At 68.6% G+C, this 21,456-nt stretch carries 17 protein-coding genes; 4 read left to right on the top strand and 13 right to left on the bottom strand.

Annotated elements, in window-relative coordinates; genetic code table 11:
- Nucleotides 1-99 precede the first annotated feature (99 nt).
- Nucleotides 100-1,134 carry a LacI family DNA-binding transcriptional regulator gene (locus OG698_RS35930; protein ID WP_406108006.1) on the top strand — a complete coding sequence of 345 codons (1,035 nt, stop codon included), beginning with the start codon at nucleotides 100-102 and terminating at the stop codon, nucleotides 1,132-1,134.
- A gap of 66 nt (nucleotides 1,135-1,200) precedes the next feature.
- Here OG698_RS35930 and prcA read toward each other — a convergent pair whose 3' ends face one another.
- The 6 genes from prcA to arc all read right to left on the bottom strand — a co-directional run bounded on the left by prcA (nucleotide 1,201) and on the right by arc (nucleotide 7,363).
- Nucleotides 1,201-1,959: a proteasome subunit alpha gene (gene prcA, locus OG698_RS35925; RefSeq protein ID WP_366119891.1), complete on the bottom strand. Its 759-nt coding sequence runs from the start codon at nucleotides 1,957-1,959 to the stop codon at nucleotides 1,201-1,203.
- A gap of 83 nt (nucleotides 1,960-2,042) precedes the next feature.
- A complete protein-coding gene (gene prcB / locus OG698_RS35920) occupies nucleotides 2,043-2,885 on the bottom strand; it encodes a proteasome subunit beta (protein ID WP_406108003.1) in 843 nt (280 codons plus the stop codon).
- On the bottom strand, nucleotides 2,837-3,412 hold the full coding sequence (locus tag OG698_RS35915; protein WP_406111487.1) for an endonuclease VII domain-containing protein: 576 nt from the start codon (nucleotides 3,410-3,412) through the stop codon (nucleotides 2,837-2,839). The genes prcB and OG698_RS35915 overlap by 49 nt, the downstream gene beginning before the upstream one ends.
- Nucleotides 3,413-3,467: 55 nt before the next feature.
- Nucleotides 3,468-3,686, bottom strand: a complete 219-nt coding sequence (locus tag OG698_RS35910) for a ubiquitin-like protein Pup (protein ID WP_011027899.1) — start codon at nucleotides 3,684-3,686, stop codon at nucleotides 3,468-3,470.
- A 120-nt stretch (nucleotides 3,687-3,806) separates the two neighbouring features.
- Entirely contained in the window at nucleotides 3,807-5,318 is a 1,512-nt protein-coding gene (gene dop / locus OG698_RS35905) for a depupylase/deamidase Dop (RefSeq protein WP_351256679.1), read from the bottom strand.
- 278 nt (nucleotides 5,319-5,596) lie between these two features.
- Nucleotides 5,597-7,363, bottom strand: coding sequence for a proteasome ATPase (gene arc, locus OG698_RS35900; RefSeq protein ID WP_100597121.1), 1,767 nt, complete (start codon nucleotides 7,361-7,363; stop codon nucleotides 5,597-5,599).
- A gap of 254 nt (nucleotides 7,364-7,617) precedes the next feature.
- Between arc and OG698_RS35895 the strand changes: the two genes are divergently transcribed.
- On the top strand, nucleotides 7,618-7,932 hold the full coding sequence (locus OG698_RS35895) for a ferredoxin (RefSeq protein ID WP_100597123.1): 315 nt from the start codon (nucleotides 7,618-7,620) through the stop codon (nucleotides 7,930-7,932).
- Between the two features lie 100 nt (nucleotides 7,933-8,032).
- Here the strand turns inward: OG698_RS35895 and OG698_RS35890 are convergent, their stop codons facing one another.
- The 3 genes from OG698_RS35890 to OG698_RS35880 all read right to left on the bottom strand — a co-directional run bounded on the left by OG698_RS35890 (nucleotide 8,033) and on the right by OG698_RS35880 (nucleotide 11,324).
- A complete protein-coding gene (locus OG698_RS35890) occupies nucleotides 8,033-8,611 on the bottom strand; it encodes a hypothetical protein (protein ID WP_406108000.1) in 579 nt (192 codons plus the stop codon).
- A 219-nt stretch (nucleotides 8,612-8,830) separates the two neighbouring features.
- Nucleotides 8,831-9,736, bottom strand: a complete 906-nt coding sequence (locus OG698_RS35885; protein ID WP_406107998.1) for a tRNA (adenine-N1)-methyltransferase — start codon at nucleotides 9,734-9,736, stop codon at nucleotides 8,831-8,833.
- 61 nt (nucleotides 9,737-9,797) lie between these two features.
- Nucleotides 9,798-11,324 carry a site-2 protease family protein gene (locus OG698_RS35880; RefSeq protein ID WP_406107996.1) on the bottom strand — a complete coding sequence of 509 codons (1,527 nt, stop codon included), beginning with the start codon at nucleotides 11,322-11,324 and terminating at the stop codon, nucleotides 9,798-9,800.
- Nucleotides 11,325-11,530: 206 nt separating this feature from the next.
- Here OG698_RS35880 and OG698_RS35875 point away from each other — a divergent pair, with 206 nt between their 5' ends.
- Complete coding sequence (locus OG698_RS35875) at nucleotides 11,531-12,388, top strand: RecB family exonuclease (RefSeq protein ID WP_399970684.1); 858 nt, start codon at nucleotides 11,531-11,533, stop codon at nucleotides 12,386-12,388.
- Between the two features lie 38 nt (nucleotides 12,389-12,426).
- Nucleotides 12,427-13,098 (top strand): response regulator transcription factor, encoded by a 672-nt coding sequence (locus tag OG698_RS35870; protein WP_018535046.1) that lies wholly within the window; start codon nucleotides 12,427-12,429, stop codon nucleotides 13,096-13,098.
- A gap of 66 nt (nucleotides 13,099-13,164) precedes the next feature.
- Here the strand turns inward: OG698_RS35870 and OG698_RS35865 are convergent, their stop codons facing one another.
- The 4 genes from OG698_RS35865 to metH form a co-directional block, all read right to left on the bottom strand.
- Nucleotides 13,165-14,754 carry an ABC transporter substrate-binding protein gene (locus OG698_RS35865; RefSeq protein ID WP_406107994.1) on the bottom strand — a complete coding sequence of 530 codons (1,590 nt, stop codon included), beginning with the start codon at nucleotides 14,752-14,754 and terminating at the stop codon, nucleotides 13,165-13,167.
- 77 nt (nucleotides 14,755-14,831) lie between these two features.
- Entirely contained in the window at nucleotides 14,832-16,436 is a 1,605-nt protein-coding gene (locus tag OG698_RS35860; RefSeq protein ID WP_406107992.1) for an ABC transporter substrate-binding protein, read from the bottom strand.
- A gap of 369 nt (nucleotides 16,437-16,805) precedes the next feature.
- Nucleotides 16,806-17,501 (bottom strand): HAD family hydrolase, encoded by a 696-nt coding sequence (locus OG698_RS35855; protein WP_399970678.1) that lies wholly within the window; start codon nucleotides 17,499-17,501, stop codon nucleotides 16,806-16,808.
- Nucleotides 17,502-17,651: 150 nt separating this feature from the next.
- Nucleotides 17,652-21,173, bottom strand: a complete 3,522-nt coding sequence (metH, locus tag OG698_RS35850) for a methionine synthase (protein WP_406107990.1) — start codon at nucleotides 21,171-21,173, stop codon at nucleotides 17,652-17,654.
- Nucleotides 21,174-21,456 lie beyond the last annotated feature (283 nt).

Here is a 21,456-nt window from a genome sequence, read left to right as displayed (position 1 = left end):
CGCCCTAAGTTTTACGTATAACTTCGAGGGTCATACGTACCATGTCCGCAGGCCACGGGTCCACCCGAAGGCCCCGCCGCACACCCCACGGAGGCAAGAGTGACGACCGGGTCAGACGAGACGGCCCCCGCGCGCCCCACCAGCCGCGACGTCGCCCGCGCCGCCGGAGTCTCCCAGGCCGCCGTCTCCCTCGTACTCGGCGACAAATGGCGCGGCCGCGTCGCCGAAGCCACCGCCGAACGCGTCCGCGCCGCCGCCCGCGACCTCGGCTACCGCCCCAACCTCGCCGCCCGCAACCTGCGCCTCGGCCGCACCCGCACCGCCCTCCTCGTGGTCCCCGCCCTCACCAACGAGTTCTTCGCCGGCGTCTACACCGGCGCCGCCCGCGTCGCAGCCGAGCACGGCTTCGGCGTCGTGCTCTACCCCTCCCCCGAAGGCATCGGCCCCGCCCGCGACCCCTTCGACTCCGCACGCGCGGCCCTCGACGGCGTACTCGCCTCCTCCATGGCCTCCGACGCCGTCACCGCCATCCGCGGCGACGGACTCCCCCTCGTCATGCTCGACAGCGACCCCGACGACACGGCTGCCACCGGAGCCGCCACCGTCAACCTCGACATCGCCGACGGAATGCGCCAGGTGACGGACCATCTGCTCGCCCTCGGCCACCGCCGCTTCCTGCACCTCGCGTCCGCCGTGCCCTCCTGGACCTTCGACGTACGCGCCCACGAACTCGCCGGCCGCACCGCCCGTGTCCCCGAAACCCACGTCCGCACCGTGCACTCACACCTGACGGTCGAGGCAGCCCGCACCGCCGCACAGGCCGCGCTCACCGCCCCCGGCCCCCGCCCCACCGCCATCGTCTGCGACGACGACAAACTCGCCACCGGCGCCTACAAAGCCGCCCGCAGACTGGGCCTGCGCATCCCCGACGACCTCTCCGTCACCGGCTTCGACGACCTCGCCCTCGCCACCGCCGTCGAACCCGAACTCACCACCGTCCGGCTCCCCGCTGAGCTCTTCGGCGAGCGAGGCATGGCCGCGCTCCTCGCCGTCCTGGACGGCCGCACCCCGGAAACCACCGCACTCCCCGTCGAGTTGGTCGTCCGCGGCTCCACCGCCGCGCCCGCCGGCTGATACGGCGAACGGCGCCCCGACCGCTACTGCGATCGGGGCGCCGCACACTTCAGCAGGAAACCCTGCTCACTCCTCGTCGTCGGACTCCGCGTCACTGCTCTCCACCGGCTCGGCGGACGTCGCCGCACCGGCCTCCAGCAGCCGCGACAACTGCGGACCCACAATGCGCTTGAACTTCCGCTGCTGCGGGCGCGTGCGGTCGAGAACCGCTACCTCGAGCCGCTCCGCGGGGATCTCCCGCTCACTGCCGTTGGTGTCCCGCGACAGCGCCTGCACCGCCAGCTTCAACGCCTCCGCGAGAGTCATCCCGTCCCGGTGGCGCTGATCCAGATAGGTGCTGATCTGCTCCGCGTTACCCCCGACCGCGACCGAGCCGTGCTCGTCGACGATCGAGCCGTCGTGCGGAAGGCGGTAGATCTGGTCACCCTCGGGCTCGGACCCGACCTCGGCGACGACCAGTTCCACCTCGTACGGCTTCTCGGCGCTGCTCGAGAAGATCGTGCCCAGCGTCTGTGCGTACACGTTCGCCAGGCCACGCGCCGTCACATCGTCGCGGTCGTAGGTGTAACCCCGCAGGTCGGCGTAGCGCACACCGCCGATCCGCAGGTTCTCGTACTCGTTGTACTTGCCGGCGGCGGCGAAGCCGATCCGGTCATAGATCTCGCTGAACTTGTGCAGCGCGCGGGACGGGTTCTCGCCGACGAACACGATGCCATCGGCGTACTGCAGCACAACCAGGCTGCGACCGCGGGCGATGCCCTTGCGGGCGTACTCCGCCCGGTCGGCCATGGCCTGCTGGGGTGAGACATAGAACGGCGTCGACACCGGCTGTCCGTCCCTTTCTGTCAATGACTCAGTGACTCAAGTCTCGGGCGAATGGCGCTTCGGGCATGACGGATACACACCGGTCAGAGAAGCGCGGCCCGCGGGCCGTCGGGCTGCTCCAGCCGGCGCTCCAGGATGGAACGGGCGATCTCCGAACCCTCCTCATCGGTGAGCCGGCGGAAACCGTCGTCCGTGATCACCGTGACGATCGGATAGATCCGGCGCGCCACATCGGGACCACCGGTCGCCGAGTCGTCGTCCGCCGCGTCGTAGAGCGCCTGCACGACCAGCGTCGTCGCCTCCGACTCCGTCAGATCGTCGCGGTAGAGCTTCTTCATCGCCCCACGCGCAAAGATCGAACCGGAACCGGTCGACGCATACCCGTGCTCCTCGCTCCGCCCGCCCGTGACGTCGTACGAGAAGATGCGGCCCTTGCCGCGGTCCACGTCGTACCCCGCGAACAGCGGCACCACGGCGAGGCCCTGCATGGCCATGCCGAGGTTCGACCGGATCATGGTCGACAGCCGGTTCGCCTTGCCCTCCAGCGACAGCTGGGCGCCTTCCACCTTCTCGAAGTGCTCCAGCTCCAGCTGGAAGAGCTTCACCATCTCCACGGCCAGACCGGCCGTACCGGCGATGCCCACCGCCGAGTACTCGTCCGCCGGAAAGACCTTCTCGATGTCGCGCTGAGCGATCATGTTGCCCATGGTGGCCCGGCGGTCACCGGCGAGGACCACACCGCCGGGGAATGTGACGGACACGATCGTCGTCCCGTGCGGCGCCTCGATCGCACCCTTCACCGGCAACTCGCGGTTCCCGGGCAGGATTTCAGGCTGGTGCACGGCCAGAAAGTCCACGAAGGACGACGACCCGGGCGTCAGGAAGGCAGCTGGTAGACGCCCGGTGCTACGAGTGTTGGCTTCCACGCGATTCCTTCCACATAGGCGGCGGCCCGACGGATGGCGTCGGGATCATCTCCCAACTTGCCGATGGCCGAATTGCAGTTGAAGCACAGTACGCCACGGACCCTACCCGCCTCGTGGCAGTGATCCACATGAGCTGCGGGGGCCTTGAGACAGATCACGCAGATCCCCATCTGGGAGGCGATCATCTCGTCACGCTGGGCCTCGGTGAGGTTGTAGTTGCGCTTGAGGTAGTGGGCGCGCCCCTTCTCGGCCTTACATGTCTTGCAAAGCGTCGCGAGCCCGTCAGATGCCGTGCGGTTCTTGGTCCACTCGCTGTGCGGCTTGATCTCGCCGCACGTCCGGCAGTATTTGTGGCCATCCGGCGCTTCCACTCGGGGACGAACATTGCGCCCCTTAGCCAGTTGGCGCTGTTGGTGGTACGCAGCCGCGCACACCCGACAGTAGGCCTGGAGCCCGTCACACATTGCCTTGTTGCTCGCGAAGGCTGCCCGCGGCTTGTGTTCCTGACACCGCGAGCAACGCTTCACACTCTCGTCACCCGACAACCCCGAAGCCCCTATCCCCTTCGATTTGAAGGTGAAATCACTCTCCACCCTTCTGAACGAAGGAGCGCACGAAGTCCTCTGCGTTCTCCTCCAAGACATCGTCGATCTCGTCCAGCACGGAGTCCACGTCGTCGCTCAGCTTCTCCTGGCGTTCCTTGAGGTCCTCGGAAGCCTGCGCGTCCTGCGCCTGCTCCTCGACCTCCTCGGTGGAACGCGTCGCCTTCTGCTGTCCGCCGCCGGTGTCCTTGGTCGCCATCTACCTCACCCCGCTCGGTTCGACGTTCTTGATCAGACCCTACAAGCCGGGTCCGACATCGGCCCCGCAGTTCGTCCAACGTGCGAGGCCCACCCATGTGATTCCCCTGCCGCCGGCCTTTCAGCCTCCGGACAGCACCCGGACCAGATCTTCGGCCGTGCGGCACCGGTCGAGCAGCTCCTTCACGTGATTACGCGTTCCGCGAAGGGGTTCGAGGGTTGGGACGCGCTGCAGGGAGTCACGACCGGGCAGGTCGAAGATCACCGAGTCCCAGGAGGCCGCGGCGACGTCGTCCGCGTACTGCTCCAGGCAGCGCCCGCGGAAGTACGCCCTGGTGTCCTCCGGCGGCTTCGTACGGGCCCTCTCGACCTCCGACTCGTCCAGGAGCCGCTTCATCCGGCCGCGGGCCACGAGACGGTTGTACAGGCCCTTCTCGGCCCTCACGTCGGCGTACTGGAGGTCGACGAGGTGGAGCCGGGCGGCATCCCAGTCGAGGTTGTCGCGGCGGCGGTATCCCTCCATGAGCTGCCGCTTGGCGACCCAGTCGAGCTCTCCGGCCAGGCTCATCGGGTCGGTCTCCAGGCGGCCGAGTACGTCCTCCCAGCGGGTCAGGACGTCCTTGGTCTGCTCGTCGGCGTCCGCCCCGTAGCGCTCCTCGACGTACTTCCTGGCCAGCTCGAAGTACTCCATCTGGAGCTGCACCGCGGTGAGCGTGCGGCCGCTGCGGAGGGTGACCAGATGTTGCAGGCCGGGGTCGTGGGAGACCTGGTGGAGGGTGCGTACGGGCTGGTCCACGGCCAGGTCGACGGCGATGAAGCCGTCCTCGATCATGGAGAGGACCAGGGCCGTCGTGCCCAGCTTGAGATAGGTCGAGATCTCGGAGAGGTTCGCGTCGCCGATGATCACGTGCAGGCGGCGGTACTTCTCCGCGTCTGCGTGCGGCTCGTCCCTGGTGTTGATGATGGGGCGCTTGAGGGTCGTCTCCAGGCCGACCTCGACCTCGAAGTAGTCCGCGCGCTGGCTGAGCTGGAAGCCGTGCTCGTGGCCGTCCTGGCCGATGCCGACGCGGCCCGCACCGGTGACGACCTGGCGGGAGACGAAGAAGGGCGTCAGGTGGCGCACGATGTCCGAGAAGGGGGTCTCCCGCTTCATCAGGTAGTTCTCGTGCGTGCCGTAGGAGGCGCCCTTGTTGTCGGTGTTGTTCTTGTAGAGGTGGATCGGCTGGGCGCCTGGGAGCTGGGCGGCGCGCTCGGCGGCCTCGGCCATGATGCGCTCGCCGGCCTTGTCCCACAGGACGGCGTCCCGCGGGTTGGTGACCTCGGGGGCGCTGTATTCGGGGTGTGCGTGGTCGACGTACAGGCGGGCACCGTTGGTGAGGATGACATTGGCCAGGCCGATGTCCTCGTCGGTGAGCTGGCTGGAGTCGGCGACCTCACGGGCGAGGTCGAAGCCTCGCGCGTCGCGCAGCGGATTCTCCTCCTCGAAGTCCCAGCGGGCGCGGCGCGCCCGGTGCATCGCCGCCGCGTAGGCGTTGACGATCTGGGATGAGGTGAGCATGGCATTGGCGTTGGGGTGGCCGGGGACGGAGATCCCGTACTCCGTCTCGATGCCCATTACTCGCCGTACGGTCATGCGGCCCTCCTTGCCCGGCGGCGCCCCCGTTCGGGGGCGGCGCTCAAGTACCGCTGGTTCTCCAGTGCGCGTGCGGTGCCCGTCCCCGCGCTGCGCGACTCGGCGGTACCGAAGAGCCTAGAACGCCTATGCGCCGGTGGGGAGATCATTACCGTCATTGCTGTCGCTGTGCCTGCGAGTCGGCCACTGCCGGGAAACCGGAAAGTCGGCCGGAATTGTTGCCTGGAAAACAGTCGGCTGCGGGTACCCGGTAGAGGCACCCGCAGCCGCCCTGCCTTTTACAGGTACTGCCCGGTGTTCGCCACCGTGTCGATGGAGCGGCCGGTGTCCGCGCCCTGCTTTCCGGTGACGAGCGTACGGATGTAAACGATCCGTTCGCCCTTCTTACCGGAGATGCGAGCCCAGTCGTCCGGGTTGGTGGTGTTCGGCAGGTCCTCGTTCTCCTTGAACTCGTCCACGCAAGCCTGGAGGAGGTGGGAGACCCTGAGGCCCTTCTGGTTGTGTTCGAGGAAGGCCTTGATGGCTGCCTTCTTGGCGCGTCCGACGATGTTCTCGATCATGGCGCCCGAGTTGAAGTCCTTGAAGTACAGGACTTCCTTGTCTCCGTTGGCGTACGTGACCTCGAGGAAGCGGTTCTCCTCGCTTTCCGCGTACATCTGCTCCACGGCGGTCTGGATCATTCCGTGGACCGTGCTGGCGCGGTCGCCGCCGTGCTCTCCGAGGTCGTCGGAGTGCAGCGGGAGGCGGGCGGTCAGGTACTTGGCGAAGATGTCCTTGGCCGCTTCGGCGTCCGGGCGCTCGATCTTGATCTTCACGTCGAGTCGTCCGGGCCGCAGGATCGCGGGGTCGATCATGTCCTCACGGTTGGAGGCGCCGATCACGACCACGTTCTCCAGGCCCTCCACGCCGTCGATCTCGGCGAGCAGCTGGGGGACGATGGTGTTCTCCACGTCCGAGCTGACGCCGGATCCGCGGGTGCGGAAGAGGGACTCCATCTCGTCGAAGAAGACGATGACGGGTGTGCCCTCGCTGGCCTTCTCACGCGCACGCTGGAAGACGAGGCGGATCTGCCGCTCGGTCTCGCCGACGTACTTGTTGAGCAGTTCGGGACCCTTGATGTTGAGGAAGAAGCTCTTGCCCGTGGCCTGTCCGGTCACTTCCGCGACCTTCTTGGCAAGGGAGTTGGCCACCGCCTTGGCGATCAGGGTCTTGCCGCAGCCGGGAGGCCCGTAGAGCAGGACGCCCTTGGGCGGCCGCAGCTCGTGCTCCTTGAACAGGTCCGGGTAGAGGTAGGGGAGCTCGACCGCGTCGCGGATCAGTTCGATCTGGTTGCCCAGACCGCCGATCTGCTCGTAGCCGATGTCCGGGACCTCTTCGAGGACGAGCTCTTCGACTTCGCTCTTGGGTACGACTTCGTAGACATAGCCGGATCGGGGTTCGAGCAGGAGGGCGTCGCCGGGGCGGATGTTGATGTCGAGGAGTGGTTCGGCGAGCCGGACCACGCGTTCTTCATCGGTGTGCCCCACCACCAGGGCGCGCTCGCCGTCCTCGAGGATCTCCTTGAGGGTGACGATGTCGCCGACGCTCTCGTACTCCATGGCCTCGACCACGTTGAGCGCTTCGTTGAGCATCACTTCCTGGCCGCGCCTGAGCTCTTCGAGCTCCACGCTGGGGCTCACGTTCACCCGGAGCTTGCGGCCGCCGGTGAAGATGTCGGCGGTACCGTCCTCGTTCGCCACGAGGAAGACTCCGAAGCCGGCCGGCGGCTGTGCGAGCCGGTCGACTTCCTCCTTGAGGGCCACGATCTGGTCGCGGGCCTCCCTGAGCGTGTTGGCGAGCCGCTCGTTCTGTGCGGACACGCCGGCCAGGTTGGTCTGCAGCTCGACGATCCGCTCTTCGAGAATCCTCGTATGACGCGGAGAGTCGGCGAGCTTGCGTCGCAGGACGGCGATCTCCTGCTCAAGATAGGCAATCTGACCGGCGGGGTCGTCGGACCCTCTTCCCGGGCGGATGCCGCGGTTCATGTCGTCGTCGTGGGCTGCCACGGTCCTCACCTCCTCCAAGGGGAGCTGGACGCTTCCAGACCCTACCTGGGTGGGTGTCGATTGAAACCCCTAGATCACAAAGACGAAGGGGGTGTGTCCGATCTTCACCCTTGCGCTCTCCCTCACGCCAGGGGAATACCCACCCAACAACATCGGAAAGCAGGCGGTTGTAGGGTCGAAGTGTTCAACACCCGTCGGAGCTGGCCCGACTTGCTGGTACGCGGGGCGGTTCGAGGCAGGAAACGGCAGGAGATATGAGCGTGCAGCAGGAGGCCGGATCCGGCATCGACAGCGGTGTCGCCCTTGAGGTGTGGATCGACCAGGACCTCTGCACCGGCGACGGGATCTGCGCGCAGTACGCGCCGGAGGTCTTCGAGCTGGACATCGACGGACTGGCCTATGTGAAGGGCGCGGAGGACGAGCTGTTGCAGGCACAGGGGGCCACCACCCCGGTGCCGCTGCCGCTGTTGAACGATGTCGTGGACTCCGCGAAGGAGTGCCCGGGCGACTGCATTCATGTACGTCGCGTTTCGGACAGGGTGGAGGTCTACGGTCCTGACGCGGAGTGACCGCGAGGTTCCTGGGCGTCACTCGACGTAGGGCAAGGCCAACGGAAGGGGCCCGTGCCGCCGTTCCCGGCGGGCACGGGCCCCTTCCGTATGTTGCGCGTCAGATGCTGCGGGCCTCCGCGGGAGTGGAGCGCACGAACGCGTCACCCTTCCACTGCCACTTGGCCTTGTCCTTGGTGTCGGGGCAGCAACTGGGGACGGCGGCGCTGGAGTAGCCGAGGAGCGTGGCGGTGACGGCCTTGTCGCGTACCGCTACGTCGTCGGCGGTGAGCCGGTCCTTCGGGTCGACGAGGGTGGCGACGATGCGCGGCTCGGCGTTGGCCTCGTGGGGCTGGGTGAGGACGTAGACGCCGTTCGGCGGGGTGCCGGAGCCGGCGTCGCAGCGGACCACGGCGACGGTTTCCGGCCTGCCGTCACCATCGAGGTCCCCCGTGGCCTTCTTCACCACGAGGATCTTGGCGGGGCCGCACTCGAGCGGGAAGTGGACGGCGGCCGGGTCGGGCGGTGCGGCGGCGGTTCTGGTGCCGACGGACTGCGTTGCCGGCTGGGCCGCGGTGGCCGCGCCGGGCTGCAGGAACGAGGAGACCGCGACGACGGCCGATACGGCCGCGGCGGTCGCGAGCCAGTGGATGGGGCGGGTGGTGGTGTGCGCCAGTTCCGGGACGGCGGGGTGCTGCACTAGGAGTGTCTCCTGTGAGGGCTGTGCCGGTGGGGGTGGCCAGCATCGTGCCATACCTCACAGTGCGGGGGAACGTCAGGGTCCGCTGATTCTCAGCTTCCTCACGTGTCCTTGCCGTATCGTGCGCGCCGCTCCTCAACGAACGGGCGCCGCCGCCGAGTTCCGCGGGTGTGCGGGGAACTCGGCGGCGGCGCCTTTGCGTTGTGTCGGATGCTCGGGTCAGCGTCCGGCGTTGCCGCCGTCCGCGTTCGGGCCCGAGTAGTCCTCGCCGTACGCGCCCTTGGCGGGGCGGCGGCGGCGCATGGGCGGCTCGACGCCGTCCGCGAGGCGGCGGGCGGTGAGGAGGAAGCCGGTGTGGCCGATCATGCGGTGGTCCGGGCGGACGGCCAGGCCCTCGACGTGCCAGTTACGGATCATCGACTCCCAGGACGTCGGCTCGTTGAAGCAGCCGATCTCGCGGATGGACTCGACGGTCCGCGCGAGCTGGGTGGTGGTGGCGACGTAGCAGCAGAGGATGCCGCCGGGGACGAGGGCCTTGGAGACGACATCGAGGCACTCCCAGGGGGCGAGCATGTCGAGGATGACGCGGTCCACGTCGGTGTCGCTCAGGTTGTCCTGGAGGTCCCCGACGGTGAGCTGCCACGCGGGGTGGGAGCCGCCGAAGTAGCGCTCCACGTTCTGCGTGGCGATCTCGGCGAAGTCCTCGCGGCGCTCGTAGGAGTGCAGCATGCCCTCGTCGCCGATGGCGCGCAGCAGGAAGCTGCTCAGCGAGCCGGAGCCGACGCCTGCCTCGACGACGCGTGCGCCGGGGAAGATGTCGGCGAAGGCCAGGATCTGCCCCGCGTCCTTGGGGTAGACCACGGCGGCGCCGCGGGGCATGGACAGGACGTAGTCGGGGAGCAGGGGGCGCAGCGCGAGATAGGCGACGTTTCCGGTGGTGCGGACAACGCTGCCCTCGGGAGCGCCGATCAGCTCGTCGTGGGGGAAGGAACCCTTGTGGGTGTGGAAGTTCTTCCCGGCCTCGAGCGTGAACGTGTAGTGGCGGCCCTTGGGGTCGGTCAGCTGTACCTGGTCCCCGACCTTGAAGGGCCCGCGTCGGCGGGCGGCACCGGTCGGTTCGGACATGTGACCAGCCTACCGGTCCGCGGAGGGCCCGCGGACCAGGGGCGCGGGGGTGCGGGCCCGGTCAGGAGGGGCGGGCCATGGCCTTGACGAAGGCGCGCTCCACGTCGGCGGCGGACAGGACGCCGTAGATGGCGCCGCTCTCCTCGACGACGAGGTACTCGGTGGCGGGGGTGGCGCGGAGGGTGTCGAGGAGCTCCTCGCCGGCGAGTTCCGCGGAGACGCGCATCCCGTCGGTGAGGTCCTGGGCGAGGCCGCTCACGGCGACCCAGGGGCGGCGGTGTTCCGGTACGCCGACGATGGCGGCCTCGCGCACGAGGGACCTGGGTTCCCCGTCGGCGTCGACGATGACGAGGGCGCGGGCGCCCGCCTCGTTGGCGCGGCGCAGGGCCTCCGACAGCGGGGTCGCGCTCTCCACGGGGACTGCGCGGCGGGTCAGGGTGCGGGCGCGCAGTTCCGGGAGGTGTTCGCGCAGGCGGGCCATGCGGAGGCTGTTGCCGGCGCCGGTCCAGATGATCGCGGCGAGGATGGCGGCGAGCAGGGCGTCGGTGACGGTGTCCATGCCGCTGACGTCCGCGGCGCCTTCGCCGAGGGCGCCGGACTGGGTGAGCAGCGGGAGTCCGATGAGAACGGCGATCGCGAGGGCGCGGCCGACCCAGGCGGCGGCGACGGTGCCGCTCATGGGCTTGCCGGTGATCTTCCAGACGATCGCGCGGAGCATGCGGCCGCCGTCGAGGGGCAGGCCGGGCAGCAGGTTGAACGCGGCGACGATGAGGTTGGAGATCATCAGTCCCGCGAGCAGGACGCCGGGCACGGTGCCGGGGTCCACGGCGAGCATGCCGAGGTAGAAGACGCCTGCCAGGACGAGGGAGAGCAGCGGTCCGACGAAGGCGAGCACGAACTCGCGTCCCGGTGTCTCGGACTCCTTCTCGATCTCGGACACGCCGCCGAAGAACTGCAGCTGGATGCGGCGCACCGGCAGCTTGAAGCGGAGCGCGGCGACGGTGTGCGCGAGTTCGTGGACGAGTACGGAGGCGTAGAACGCGACCGCGAAGAAGAGGGAGACGAGGTAGCGGGCGGCGCCGAGTTCGGGCAGGACGTGGTCGAGCTGGCCGCCGAAGACCCAGGTGATGAGGGCGGCGACGAGGAACCAGCTGGGCGCGACGTAGACGGGGACGCCGAAGGGGCGGCCCATGAGCAGCCCGCCTCGGGGCTCGGGTGCCTTGGTGGGGCGGCGGCCGCTTGTCGCGGGGGTGCGGGCCGGGGGCTCCGGGTCGGCCGGGCGCGTGTCGTCGCCGTCGGCGGAGGCGGGCTCGGTGAACGGGTCCGAGCCGGGGGCGGTGTCAGGCGCGCTGTCGGAGGTCTCGCTCTGGTCTGCCGGGGTGGCGTCCTCGCCGTCGGCCGGAGCGGCGGGGTCGGGGCTTTCCGTGTGCGGGGGCTCTTCCGGATCCCGGGGCGCGTGCGGCACGGAGTTCGCCCGGGCCGCGCCGTTCACGGGTGTCGGGGGCACGGGGGGCGTGGGGCCTGGGCGGGCGGCCTGGTGGTCGTCCGTCGTGCCGCTGCCGGGCTGCGGCCGGCCGCTGTCGTCCACGGTGATCCCTCGGTCCCCTCGTTAGAAATCCCTCGCTCCTGCCGTTGCACGATCATGCAGGGCGAGGGGGTCTGCCGTCGATGGTATGCGTCCGGTGTGGCGCGGCCCTCGTCGACTCCCCTGCGGCGCCCCAGGGCCCCGCTTCCCAGGACGCCCGTGACGCGTTCATACCTGACTGTCAGTGGCTGCCCGTAAGGTCTGTCGTCATGGAAACCAGCACCGAAGGGGCCGCCGCGGCCGCTCGCCCTGCGTCGCTCTCGCCGTCGCGCGCGAGCGACTTCATGCAGTGCCCGTTGCTCTACCGGTTCCGGGTGATCGACAAGCTGCCCGAGAAGCCGAGCGAGGCGGCGACGCGCGGCACGCTGGTGCACGCCGTGCTGGAGAGACTGTTCGACGCCCCCGCAGGCGAGCGGACGGCCCCGCGGGCCAAGTCGCTCATTCCCGGCCAGTGGGACCGGCTGCGTGAGGTGAAGCCGGAGCTGGCCGAGCTGTTCGCGGACGACGGCGAGGGCGAGCGGATGGCGCGCTGGCTCGGCGAGGCCGAGCAGCTCGTCGAGCGCTGGTTCACGCTGGAGGACCCGACGCGTCTGGAGCCCGCCGAGCGGGAGCTGTTCGTCGAGGCCCAGCTGGACTCGGGCCTGAAGCTGCGCGGCATCATCGACCGGGTCGACGTGGCGCCGACGGGCGAGGTCCGGATCGTCGACTACAAGACGGGCAAGGCCCCGCGCCCCGAGTACGCGGAGGGCGCCCTCTTCCAGATGAAGTTCTACGCGCTGGTGGTGTGGCGCCTGAAGGGGGTCGTGCCGCGGCGGCTCCAGCTGGTCTATCTGGGCAGCGGGGATGTGCTGACGTACGACCCGGAGGTGGCGGACCTGGAGCGGGTGGAGCGCAAGCTGCACGCGCTGTGGGAGGCGATCCAGCTGGCCACGGAGACGGGCGAGTGGCGGCCGCGCCCGACGAAGCTGTGCGGTTGGTGCGACCATCAGGCGGTTTGCCCGGAGTTCGGCGGGACTCCCCCGCCGTATCCGCTTCAGATCGGGGTGTCCGGGTCGGAGAGCAGCTAGCAGGGCAGAATGGGCCCGGACTACCTAAGGAGAGTTACGTGGCGATCCGCGTCCTACTGGTCGACGACCAGCCGCTGCTCCGTACCGGGTTCCGGATGATTCTGGAGGCCGAGCAGGACATCGCGGTCGTCGGCGAGGCCGGAGACGGCCTGCAGGCGCTCGACCAGGTCCGTGCCCTGCAGCCCGATGTGGTGCTGATGGACATCCGTATGCCGCGGATGGACGGTGTCGAGGCGACCCGGCAGATCACCGGCCCCGGCCGGGACGGTCCGGCGAAGGTGCTCGTCCTGACGACGTTCGACCTCGACGAGTACGTGGTGGAGGCGCTGCGGGCCGGCGCCAGTGGCTTCCTGCTGAAGGACGCTCCGGCCAATGAGCTGGTGCAGGCGATCCGGGTGGTCGCGGCGGGCGAGGCGATGCTCGCGCCGAGCATCACGCGGCGGCTGCTCGACAAGTACGCGGACCATCTGCCGTCCGGCGACGAGCCGGTGCCCGACACACTGCACACGCTGACGGAGCGTGAGGTCGAGGTCCTCAAGCTCGTGGCCCGCGGCCTGTCGAACGCGGAGATCGCGGCTGATCTGTTCGTCAGTGAGACGACGGTGAAGACCCATGTCGGCCATGTGCTGACGAAGTTGGGGCTGCGCGACCGCGTGCAGGCGGCGGTGTACGCATACGAGAGCGGTCTGGTGCGTCCCGGCGCCCAGTAAGAACGGCAACACCTGAACGAACAGGCCGGTGGCCGCCTCCCGCGAAAGGAGGCGGCCACCGTTCTGTTACTCGGTGCCCTTGCTGATCTCCCAGAAGCGGAACACAGTCGACGCGTCGAGGCACGACTCCAGGCCGTAGACGCTGTCGCGGACGACGGCGTACTGCTTGGCCTGCCAGACGGGCAGGACCGGCAGCTCGTCGGCGACGATGTTCTGGAGCTGCTCGAAGTCCCGGTCGGTGGAGGCGCGGTCGCTCTGCGCCCCGGTCTCCGGGATGATCTTCCCGGTGATGGTGCTGTTGGTGTAGTTGTTCCCGAGCACGTTGCCGGCGCCGAAGAACGGCTGGGTGAAGTTGTCGGGGTCCGGGTAGTCCGGGACCCAGCCCTTCACGTACACGCCGTACTTGCCGGTCTTGATGTCCTTCTCGTACTGGCCGAACTCGATGGACTTCATGTCGGCTTCGAACAGGCCGCTCGCGTTGAGCTGCTTGGCGACGGCCGCGAGTTCCTGGTCGGTGGCGGGGCCGTAGCGCGAGGGCGTCGACCAGAGGGTGATCTTCACCTTGCCGGTGATGCCGTCGGCACGCAGCGCGGCGCGGGCCTTGGCGGGCGAGGGGTGGGCGCCGTAGGTGTCGAAGAAGGCCGTGTTGTGGCCGCTGATGCCCGCCGGGATGATCGAGTACAGCGGGGTGGCGGTGTCCTGGTAGACCTCGTCGACCAGGGCGTCCCGGTCGATCAGGTATGCCATGGCCTTGCGCACGGACAGGCGTCCGGCGACGGGGTCCTTCATGTTGAAGACCAGGTGCTGGACCTCGGCGCTGGTGCCCTCGACGACGTCCATGGGCTTGCTCGTCGAGGTGGAGTTCTCGATGCCGGCGATGTCCTTGGCGGCGAGTCCGCGATAGGCGAGGTCGATGTCGCCGCCGACGAGGGCCTTCTTCAGGCCCGCCTGGTCGCCGTGGAAGAACTTGATGGTCATGCCGGAGTTCTGGACCTTCGCGGTGCCCTTGTAGCCCGGGTTGACCGAGAAGACGGCCTTCTTCTTGTCGAAGGAGTCCAGCTTGTAGGGGCCGGAGCCGACGGCCTTGCCGTCCGTGCGCAAGCCGTCCATGGAGTAGGCGGTGTGGTCGACGATGGATCCGGCGCCGGACGCGATCTTGCTGGGGAAGGTGGCGTCCGCGTGCTTCAGCTTGAAGACGACCGTCTTGGCGTTCGGCGTCTCGACCTTGTCGAGCATGGGGAACATGATCGCCGGGCCGGCGTCGTCACCGATGTTCATCATGCGGTCGAAGGAGAACTTGACGTCCTTCGAGGTGAGCTTGTGGCCGTTGCTGAACGTGAGGCCGTCGCGCAGGGTGCAGGAATAGACGCGGGTGCCGGAGTCCGTGAAGGAGCACTCCTTGGCAGCTTCGGGTTCCGGCTCCGTGCTGCCCTTGGGGAAGCTCAGGAGCGACTGGAACACGTTGTTGAACAGCAGCCACGACCCCGGGTCGTAGCCGGACGCCGGATCGGTGGCCTGGATGTCGTCGGACATTCCCATGACCACGGCCCCGCCCTGCCCGGCGGCATCGCCCTGGTCGGTGCCGCAGCCGGCCAGCAGGGCCGCGGTGAGTCCCGTCCCGAGGGGCAGGACCAGCCACTGGTTGCGCATTCTCACGTACGTGCCTTGTCGTCAGTGGTGCGGAAATCGGGCGAGCCGGCCGCCCTTGACGGGAAGGCCGGCTCGCGCTGGGATCAGCCGCTCACTCCGCGGCCGAGCTCCCAGAGCTGGAGGATCGAGGAGGAGCTCAGCGCCCACTCGACTCCGGTGATGTCGTCGCGGGCGGCGACGTACTGCTTGCCCTGCCAGAGCGGCAGGACCGGCACGTCGTCGGCGACGATGTTCTGGATGCTCGTGAGGCTCTTGGAGGCGGTCAGTCGGTCGGCCTCACGACGGGACTCGGGGATGAGCTGGTCCCGGATCGTGCTGTTCGCGTACGGGGACGCGAGGAAGTTGTCCTTGTCGAGGAACGGCGCGATGAAGTTGTCGGCGTCGGGGAAGTCGGGGAACCAGCCGAGGCCGTAGACGTCGTACTTGCCCTTGAGCTCGGAGGCGCGGAACGTGTCCCAGGCGTCGCCCTTGATGTCGACCTTGAACAGGCCGCTGGAGTTGAGCTGCTGCTTGAGCACCTCGAACTCCCGCTTGGTGGCGGAGCCGTAGTGGTCGGTCGTGTAGTGCAGGGTCAGCTTCACCGGCGTGGTGATGTCGGCCCGGGACAGGATCGAGGCGGCCTTGGAACGGCTCGGCTCGCTGTACCTGTTGAAGAACGAGTTCGTGTGGCCGGTGATGCCGGCGGGCACGAGCGAGTAGAGCGGCTCGGCGGAGGTGCCGTAGACGTCGGCCGTGAGCTGGCCGCGGTCGACGACCTGGGCCATGGCCTGGCGGACGGCCTTGCTCTTGACCACGGGGGCGCTGGTGTCGAATCCGAGGTAGCGGATCTCCATGCCCGGCATCTCGACCAGGTTGATGTTCTTGCTCGGGTTGTCCGAGAGCTGCTTGATCTGCTCCGGCGACATGGTGCGCGTCATCATGTCGACGTCGCCCTTTTCGAGGGCCTTGCCCATGGCGTCGGCATCCGCGAAGGAGACCAGCTCCACCTTGTCGTTCTTCGGCTTCAACTGCCCCTTGTAGTGGGGGTTCTTGGTGAAGACGGCCTTGACGAGGGTGTTGTTCTTGACCTGGGCGTCGAGGGTGTACGGGCCGGAGCCGTCGACCGAGAAGCCGTTGCGCAGCTTCCCCTTCGTGTAGTCGTCGGGGTTGACGATGCCGGCGGTGGGTGTGGCCAGCTTGTACGGGAAGGTGGCGTCGGGGCTCTTCAGGTGGAAGATGACCTCGTTGCGGCCCTTCGTCTCGATCGTGTCGACGCTGGAGAGCAGCGCGGAGGAGCCGCTGTCGCTCTTGATGCCGAGCACACGGTCGATGGAGAACTTCACGTCCGAGGCGGTGACGGGGGTGCCGTCGGCGAACGCGAGGCCCTTGCGCAGGGTGCAGGAGAAGCGCTCGTTGCCGGTGTCGGTGAAGCCGCAGGTCTGGGCGGCCTCGGGCACCGGCTCGCCGCCGCCGCGCGGCATGGCCATCAACGTCTGGATGGTCTGGCGCAGCACGTTCCAGGAGCCCGCGTCATAGGCGTACGCGGGGTCGAACGGGGCCGGGACCGCCTTCGAGGCAACGAACCGGTCGGTGGTACCGACGGCGATCGGGTTGCCGTCCTTGCCCCCGCTGTCGGACCCGCCGCAGGCGGCGAGCACAGGCGCGAGCAGGCCGATGACGGCCGGCAACACCAAAGTCTTGCGGTTCATGCTCGAAGTTCTCCAGAGCTGTCGATCCCGTGGGCCCGGCAACGGGGGTGGTGTCGACGGGACACGAGGGGTTACGGCGATGTTCTCGCCCCGAGATTAGTGCGCACGGCGAAGGGTCCCGAAGGGGCCGGAGCCACGGCTTCATCACGCTGCGAAACCGGGCGTGGACACACCGATAACCCCACAGGGGTCTCTTCGGCTCAGGGTCCGACCAATCGGGACACAAGGTCACTCGGGGTGGGGTGGAGTATGGGGCCGCAGCACAGGTCCGTATGCCTGTCGACCCCACATCGAGTGGGAAACGTCACATGCCCAACTGGGTTGATGGACGCTGTATTTCGGCCACGCGCGAGCGGTGTTACCGAAGGTTCAGTGGCCCATCAGGCCATGCAGGAAAGGCAGGTTGACGTGTTCGAGGGAGGGGACGACCGTGCGCCGGTGGGCGGGTGCGATCGGGGCGACGGAGGGTACGGCGACCACATGGCAGCCGGCCGCCTCGGCGGCGGCGACACCGGTCGCGGTGTCCTCGATGACGGCACATCTGGCCGGATCCGCACCAAGACCCGCGGCCGCGAGCAGATACGGGTCGGGGTACGGCTTCGTCCGCTCGACCTCGTCACCTGCGACGGTGAGCCCGAAGTGCTCGGGACCGATCGAGGTCAGGACCCGGTCGATGATGCGCCGGTGGGAGGCGGACACGAGGGCCATGGGCACTTCGTGGGCGGCGAGTTCGGCGAGCAGCCGCGCGGCGCCCGGCATGAGCGGCAGGGTGCTGCTGATGCGCTCCTCGAAGCCGTCGTTGAGCAGCACGGTCAGCTCGGGGAGCGTGATGTCCGCGCCGGTCGCCTCGATGAGGAAGCCGGCACTGCGGGTCATGGGGCCGCCGACGACGACTTCGCGCCACGCCTCGTCGAGCGCGTGCCCCAGCGAGCCGAAGACGGCGACCTCGGCGTCCCACCAGAAGCCTTCGGTGTCCACCAGAGTGCCGTCCATGTCGAGGAGCACAGCCTGCAGGGCGGAGCCTTCGGCCGTTCGGGTACCGAGAGCGGGGACCGTACTGGTCATCCGGGCACACCTCCGTGAGGGACGAGAAGGCCGGCTGCCTCCTTTTGACGGGAAGGCAACCGGCCTGCACTGGACCGACCAGTGTACGTCGCGTACGGATCAATGCGCGCGACGACGTCTCCCGGGCACCCGCCGCGCCGCGCCACCGCGCTACCGCGCGTTGAAGTACTTCGCCTCCGGGTGGTGGATGACGATCGCGTCCGTGGACTGCTCCGGGTGGAGCTGGAACTCCTCGGAGAGCTGGACACCGATGCGCTCGGGCTCCAGGAGCTGAGCGATCTTGGCGCGGTCCTCGAGGTCCGGGCACGCTCCGTAGCCGAGCGAGAAGCGGGCGCCGCGGTACTTCAGCGCGAACATGTCCTCCATCTCGGAGGGGTCCTCGCCGGAGAAGCCCAGCTCGGAACGGACGCGCGCGTGCCAGTACTCGGCGAGCGCCTCGGCCAACTGGACGGACAGTCCGTGCAGTTCGAGGTAGTCGCGGTACGAGTTCGACTCGAAGAGCTTGGCGGTCTCCTCGCCGATCCGGGAGCCGACGGTGACGACCTGGAGGCCGACGACATCGGTCTCGCCCGACTCCTCGGGACGGAAGAAGTCCGCGAGGCACAGGCGGCGGCCGCGGCGCTGGCGCGGGAACGTGAAGCGGGTGCGCTCATTGCCCTGGTCGTCGAGGATGATCAGGTCCTCGCCCTTGGACACGCACGGGAAGTAGCCGTAGACGACGGCCGCTTCCAGCAGGTTCTTGGTGTGCAGCTCGTCCAGCCAGCCGCGCAGGCGCGGGCGGCCCTCGGTCTCCACCAGCTCCTCGTACGTGGGCCCGTCACCGGTGCGCGCCTGCTTGAGGCCCCACTGGCCCTTGAACAGCGCGCCCTCGTCCAGCCAGGAGGCGTACTCCTTGAGCTGGATTCCCTTGATGACGCGGGTGCCCCAGAAGGGCGGCTCCGGGACCGGGTTGTCGGTGGACGTGTCGGAGCGTGCGGGCCCCTCTTCGGGCCGCTCCTCGATCTGTACGTTGCCCGCCTTCACCCGGCGCTGCTTGAGCTCCGGCAGCGTCGCGCCCGGCACGCCCCGCTTGACGGCGATGAGAGCGTCCATCAGGCGCAGGCCCTCGAACGCGTCGCGTGCGTAACGGACTTCGCCCTCGTAGATCTCGTGGAGGTCCTGCTCGACGTACGCCCTGGTCAGCGCCGCGCCGCCCAGGATGACGGGGAAGTCGGCGGCCATCTTGCGCTGGTTGAGCTCCTCCAGGTTCTCCTTCATGATCACCGTCGACTTGACGAGGAGTCCGGACATGCCGATGACGTCGGCCCTGTGCTCCTCGGCGGCTTCCAGGATCGCGGAGACGGGCTGCTTGATGCCCAGATTCACCACGTTGTAGCCGTTGTTCGACAGGATGATGTCGACGAGGTTCTTGCCGATGTCGTGGACGTCGCCGCGCACGGTGGCCAGGACGATGGTGCCCTTGCCCTCGGCGTCGGACTTCTCCATGTGCGGCTCCAGATAGGCCACCGCGTTCTTCATGACCTCGGCGGACTGGAGGACGAACGGCAGCTGCATCTGGCCGGAGCCGAAGAGTTCGCCGACGACCTTCATACCGTCCAGGAGCGTCTCGTTGACGATGTCGAGGGCGGGGCGGGTCTGCAGCGCCTCGTCCAGGTCGGCCTCCAGGCCGTTCTTCTCGCCGTCGATGATGCGGCGCTTGAGGCGCTCGTCCAGGGGCAGCGCGGCCAGTTCCTCGGCCTTGCCGGCCTTGAGGGACTTCGCGGTGGCGCCCTCGAACAGCGCCATCAGCTTCTGCAGGGGGTCGTAGCCCTCGGCGCGACGGTCGTGGATCAGGTCGAGAGCCGTCTGCACCTCCTCCTCGCTGAACCGCGCGATCGGCAGGATCTTCGACGCGTGCACGATCGCCGAGTCGAGGCCCGCCTTCACACACTCGTCGAGGAAGACCGAGTTGAGGAGGATGCGGGCGGCCGGGTTGAGGCCGAAGGAGATGTTCGACAGGCCGAGCGTGGTCTGCACGTCCGGGTGACGGCGCTTCAGCTCACGGATCGCCTCGATGGTGGCGATGCCGTCCTTGCGCGACTCCTCCTGGCCGGTGCAGATGGTGAAGGTGAGGCAGTCGATGAGGATGTCCGACTCATGGATGCCCCAGTTGCCGGTCAGGTCGTCGATGAGGCGCTCGGCGATGGCGACCTTGTGCTCGACGGTGCGGGCCTGGCCCTCCTCGTCGATGGTCAGCGCGATCAGGGCCGCGCCGTGCTCCTGCGCGAGCCGGGTGACCTTCGCGAAGCGGGACTCGGGGCCGTCACCGTCCTCGTAGTTCACGGAGTTGATGACGGCTCGACCGCCGAGCTTCTCCAGGCCGGCCCGCAGGACCTCGACCTCGGTGGAGTCCAGGACGATCGGCAGCGTGGAGGCCGTGGCGAAGCGGCCGGCCAGCTCCTCCATGTCGGCGACGCCGTCGCGGCCCACGTAGTCGACGCAGAGGTCGAGCATGTGCGCGCCCTCGCGGATCTGGTCGCGGGCCATCTCGACGCAGTCGTCCCAGCGGCCGTCCAGCATGGCCTCGCGGAACTTCTTGGAGCCGTTCGCGTTCGTCCGCTCCCCGATCGCCATGTACGAGATGTCCTGGCGGAACGGGACCGTCTGGTAGAGCGAGGCGGCGCCCGGCTCGGGGTGCGGCTCGCGGACGGTGGGCGTCAGGCCGCGGACGCGCTCGACGACCTGGCGCAGGTGCTCGGGCGTGGTACCGCAGCAGCCGCCGACGAGCGAGAGCCCGTACTCGCGGACGAACGTCTCCTGGGCGTCGGCCAGCTCGGGAGCGGTCAGCGGGTAGTGCGCGCCGTTCTTGCCGAGGACGGGCAGGCCGGCGTTGGGCATGCAGGACAGCGGGATGCGGGAGTGGCGGGCGAGGTAGCGCAGGTGCTCGCTCATCTCGGCCGGGCCGGTGGCGCAGTTCAGGCCGATCATGTCGATGCCGAGGGGCTCCAGGGCGGTCAGCGCCGCGCCGATCTCGGAGCCGAGGAGCATCGTGCCGGTGGTCTCGACCGTGACCGAGCAGATCAGCGGGAGGTTCGTGCCGGTGGCGTCGAGGGCGCGGCGGGCGCCGATGATCGAGGCCTTGGTCTGGAGCAGGTCCTGCGTGGTCTCGACGAGGAGCGCGTCGGCGCCGCCGGCGATCATGCCCTCGGCGTTCTGCTGGTAGGCGTCGCGCAGCGCGGTGTACGCGGCGTGGCCGAGGGTGGGCAGCTTGGTGCCGGGGCCCATGGAGCCGAGGACCCAGCGCTGCTGTCCGGTGCTCGTGGTGAACTCGTCGGCGACCTCGCGGGCGATGCGCGCGCCGGCCTCGGAGAGCTCGAAGACGCGTTCGGGGATGTCGTACTCCCCCAGGGCCGCGAGGTTCGCGCCGAACGTGTTCGTCTCGACGCAGTCGACGCCGACCGCGAAGTACTCCTCGTGGACCGAGCGGACGATGTCGGGGCGGGTGACGTTCAGGATTTCGTTGCAGCCCTCGAGGTTCTCGAAGTCCTCGAGGGTCGGGTCCTGTGCCTGGAGCATCGTGCCCATCGCACCGTCGGCCACGACCACGCGGGTGGCCAGGGCTTCACGGAGGGCGTCGGCTCGGGTCCGGCCGGCGGAGTCGGTGGACGGGACGGGCGTTGGCAACGAGGCCATGAAAGTGCTCCCTGAGGTGCGACGGCTGTCGGCTTTGCGGCTCCCATGGAGGAGGCGCACCCGGCCAGGGTAGCCGGGCCGGTGGATTCTCAGCGGAGGCGTCCACTGGACGGAACGCCATGTGGCGCAGGGTGCGGGTGCGCACAGGTGTGCCCCGAACCGGGGCGTCGAGCCAAACGGGGCGAAATATAGGCTCCTCGCGTATTCGCATGAGGTCGGCAACGACCGATAGTGTTCAGCATTGTCGAACGTTGCTCGGCGAGAGGATCGAGGAGGAAGGGCT

Origin of the sequence: Streptomyces sp. NBC_01003 (assembly GCF_045162695.1) — a bacterium.
In the GTDB taxonomy this organism is placed as follows: domain Bacteria; phylum Actinomycetota; class Actinomycetes; order Streptomycetales; family Streptomycetaceae; genus Streptomyces.
The sequence above is the reverse complement of the archived record's forward strand: the minus strand, read 5'-3'. Positions and strand labels throughout refer to the sequence as shown.

Bases quoted from the DNA above. Each gene is read 5' to 3' on its own strand.
- metH (WP_406107990.1), bottom strand. From the start codon at position 21,173: ATGGCCTCGTTGCCAACGCCCGTCCCGTCCACCGACTCCGCCGGCCGG.
- OG698_RS35855 (WP_399970678.1), bottom strand. From the start codon at position 17,501: ATGACCAGTACGGTCCCCGCTCTCGGTACCCGAACGGCCGAAGGCTCC.
- dop (WP_351256679.1), bottom strand. From the start codon at position 5,318: ATGACCGTACGGCGAGTAATGGGCATCGAGACGGAGTACGGGATCTCC.
- OG698_RS35860 (WP_406107992.1), bottom strand. From the start codon at position 16,436: ATGAACCGCAAGACTTTGGTGTTGCCGGCCGTCATCGGCCTGCTCGCG.
- OG698_RS35885 (WP_406107998.1), bottom strand. From the start codon at position 9,736: ATGTCCGAACCGACCGGTGCCGCCCGCCGACGCGGGCCCTTCAAGGTC.
- OG698_RS35875 (WP_399970684.1), top strand. From the start codon at position 11,531: ATGGAAACCAGCACCGAAGGGGCCGCCGCGGCCGCTCGCCCTGCGTCG.
- OG698_RS35910 (WP_011027899.1), bottom strand. From the start codon at position 3,686: ATGGCGACCAAGGACACCGGCGGCGGACAGCAGAAGGCGACGCGTTCC.
- OG698_RS35895 (WP_100597123.1), top strand. From the start codon at position 7,618: ATGAGCGTGCAGCAGGAGGCCGGATCCGGCATCGACAGCGGTGTCGCC.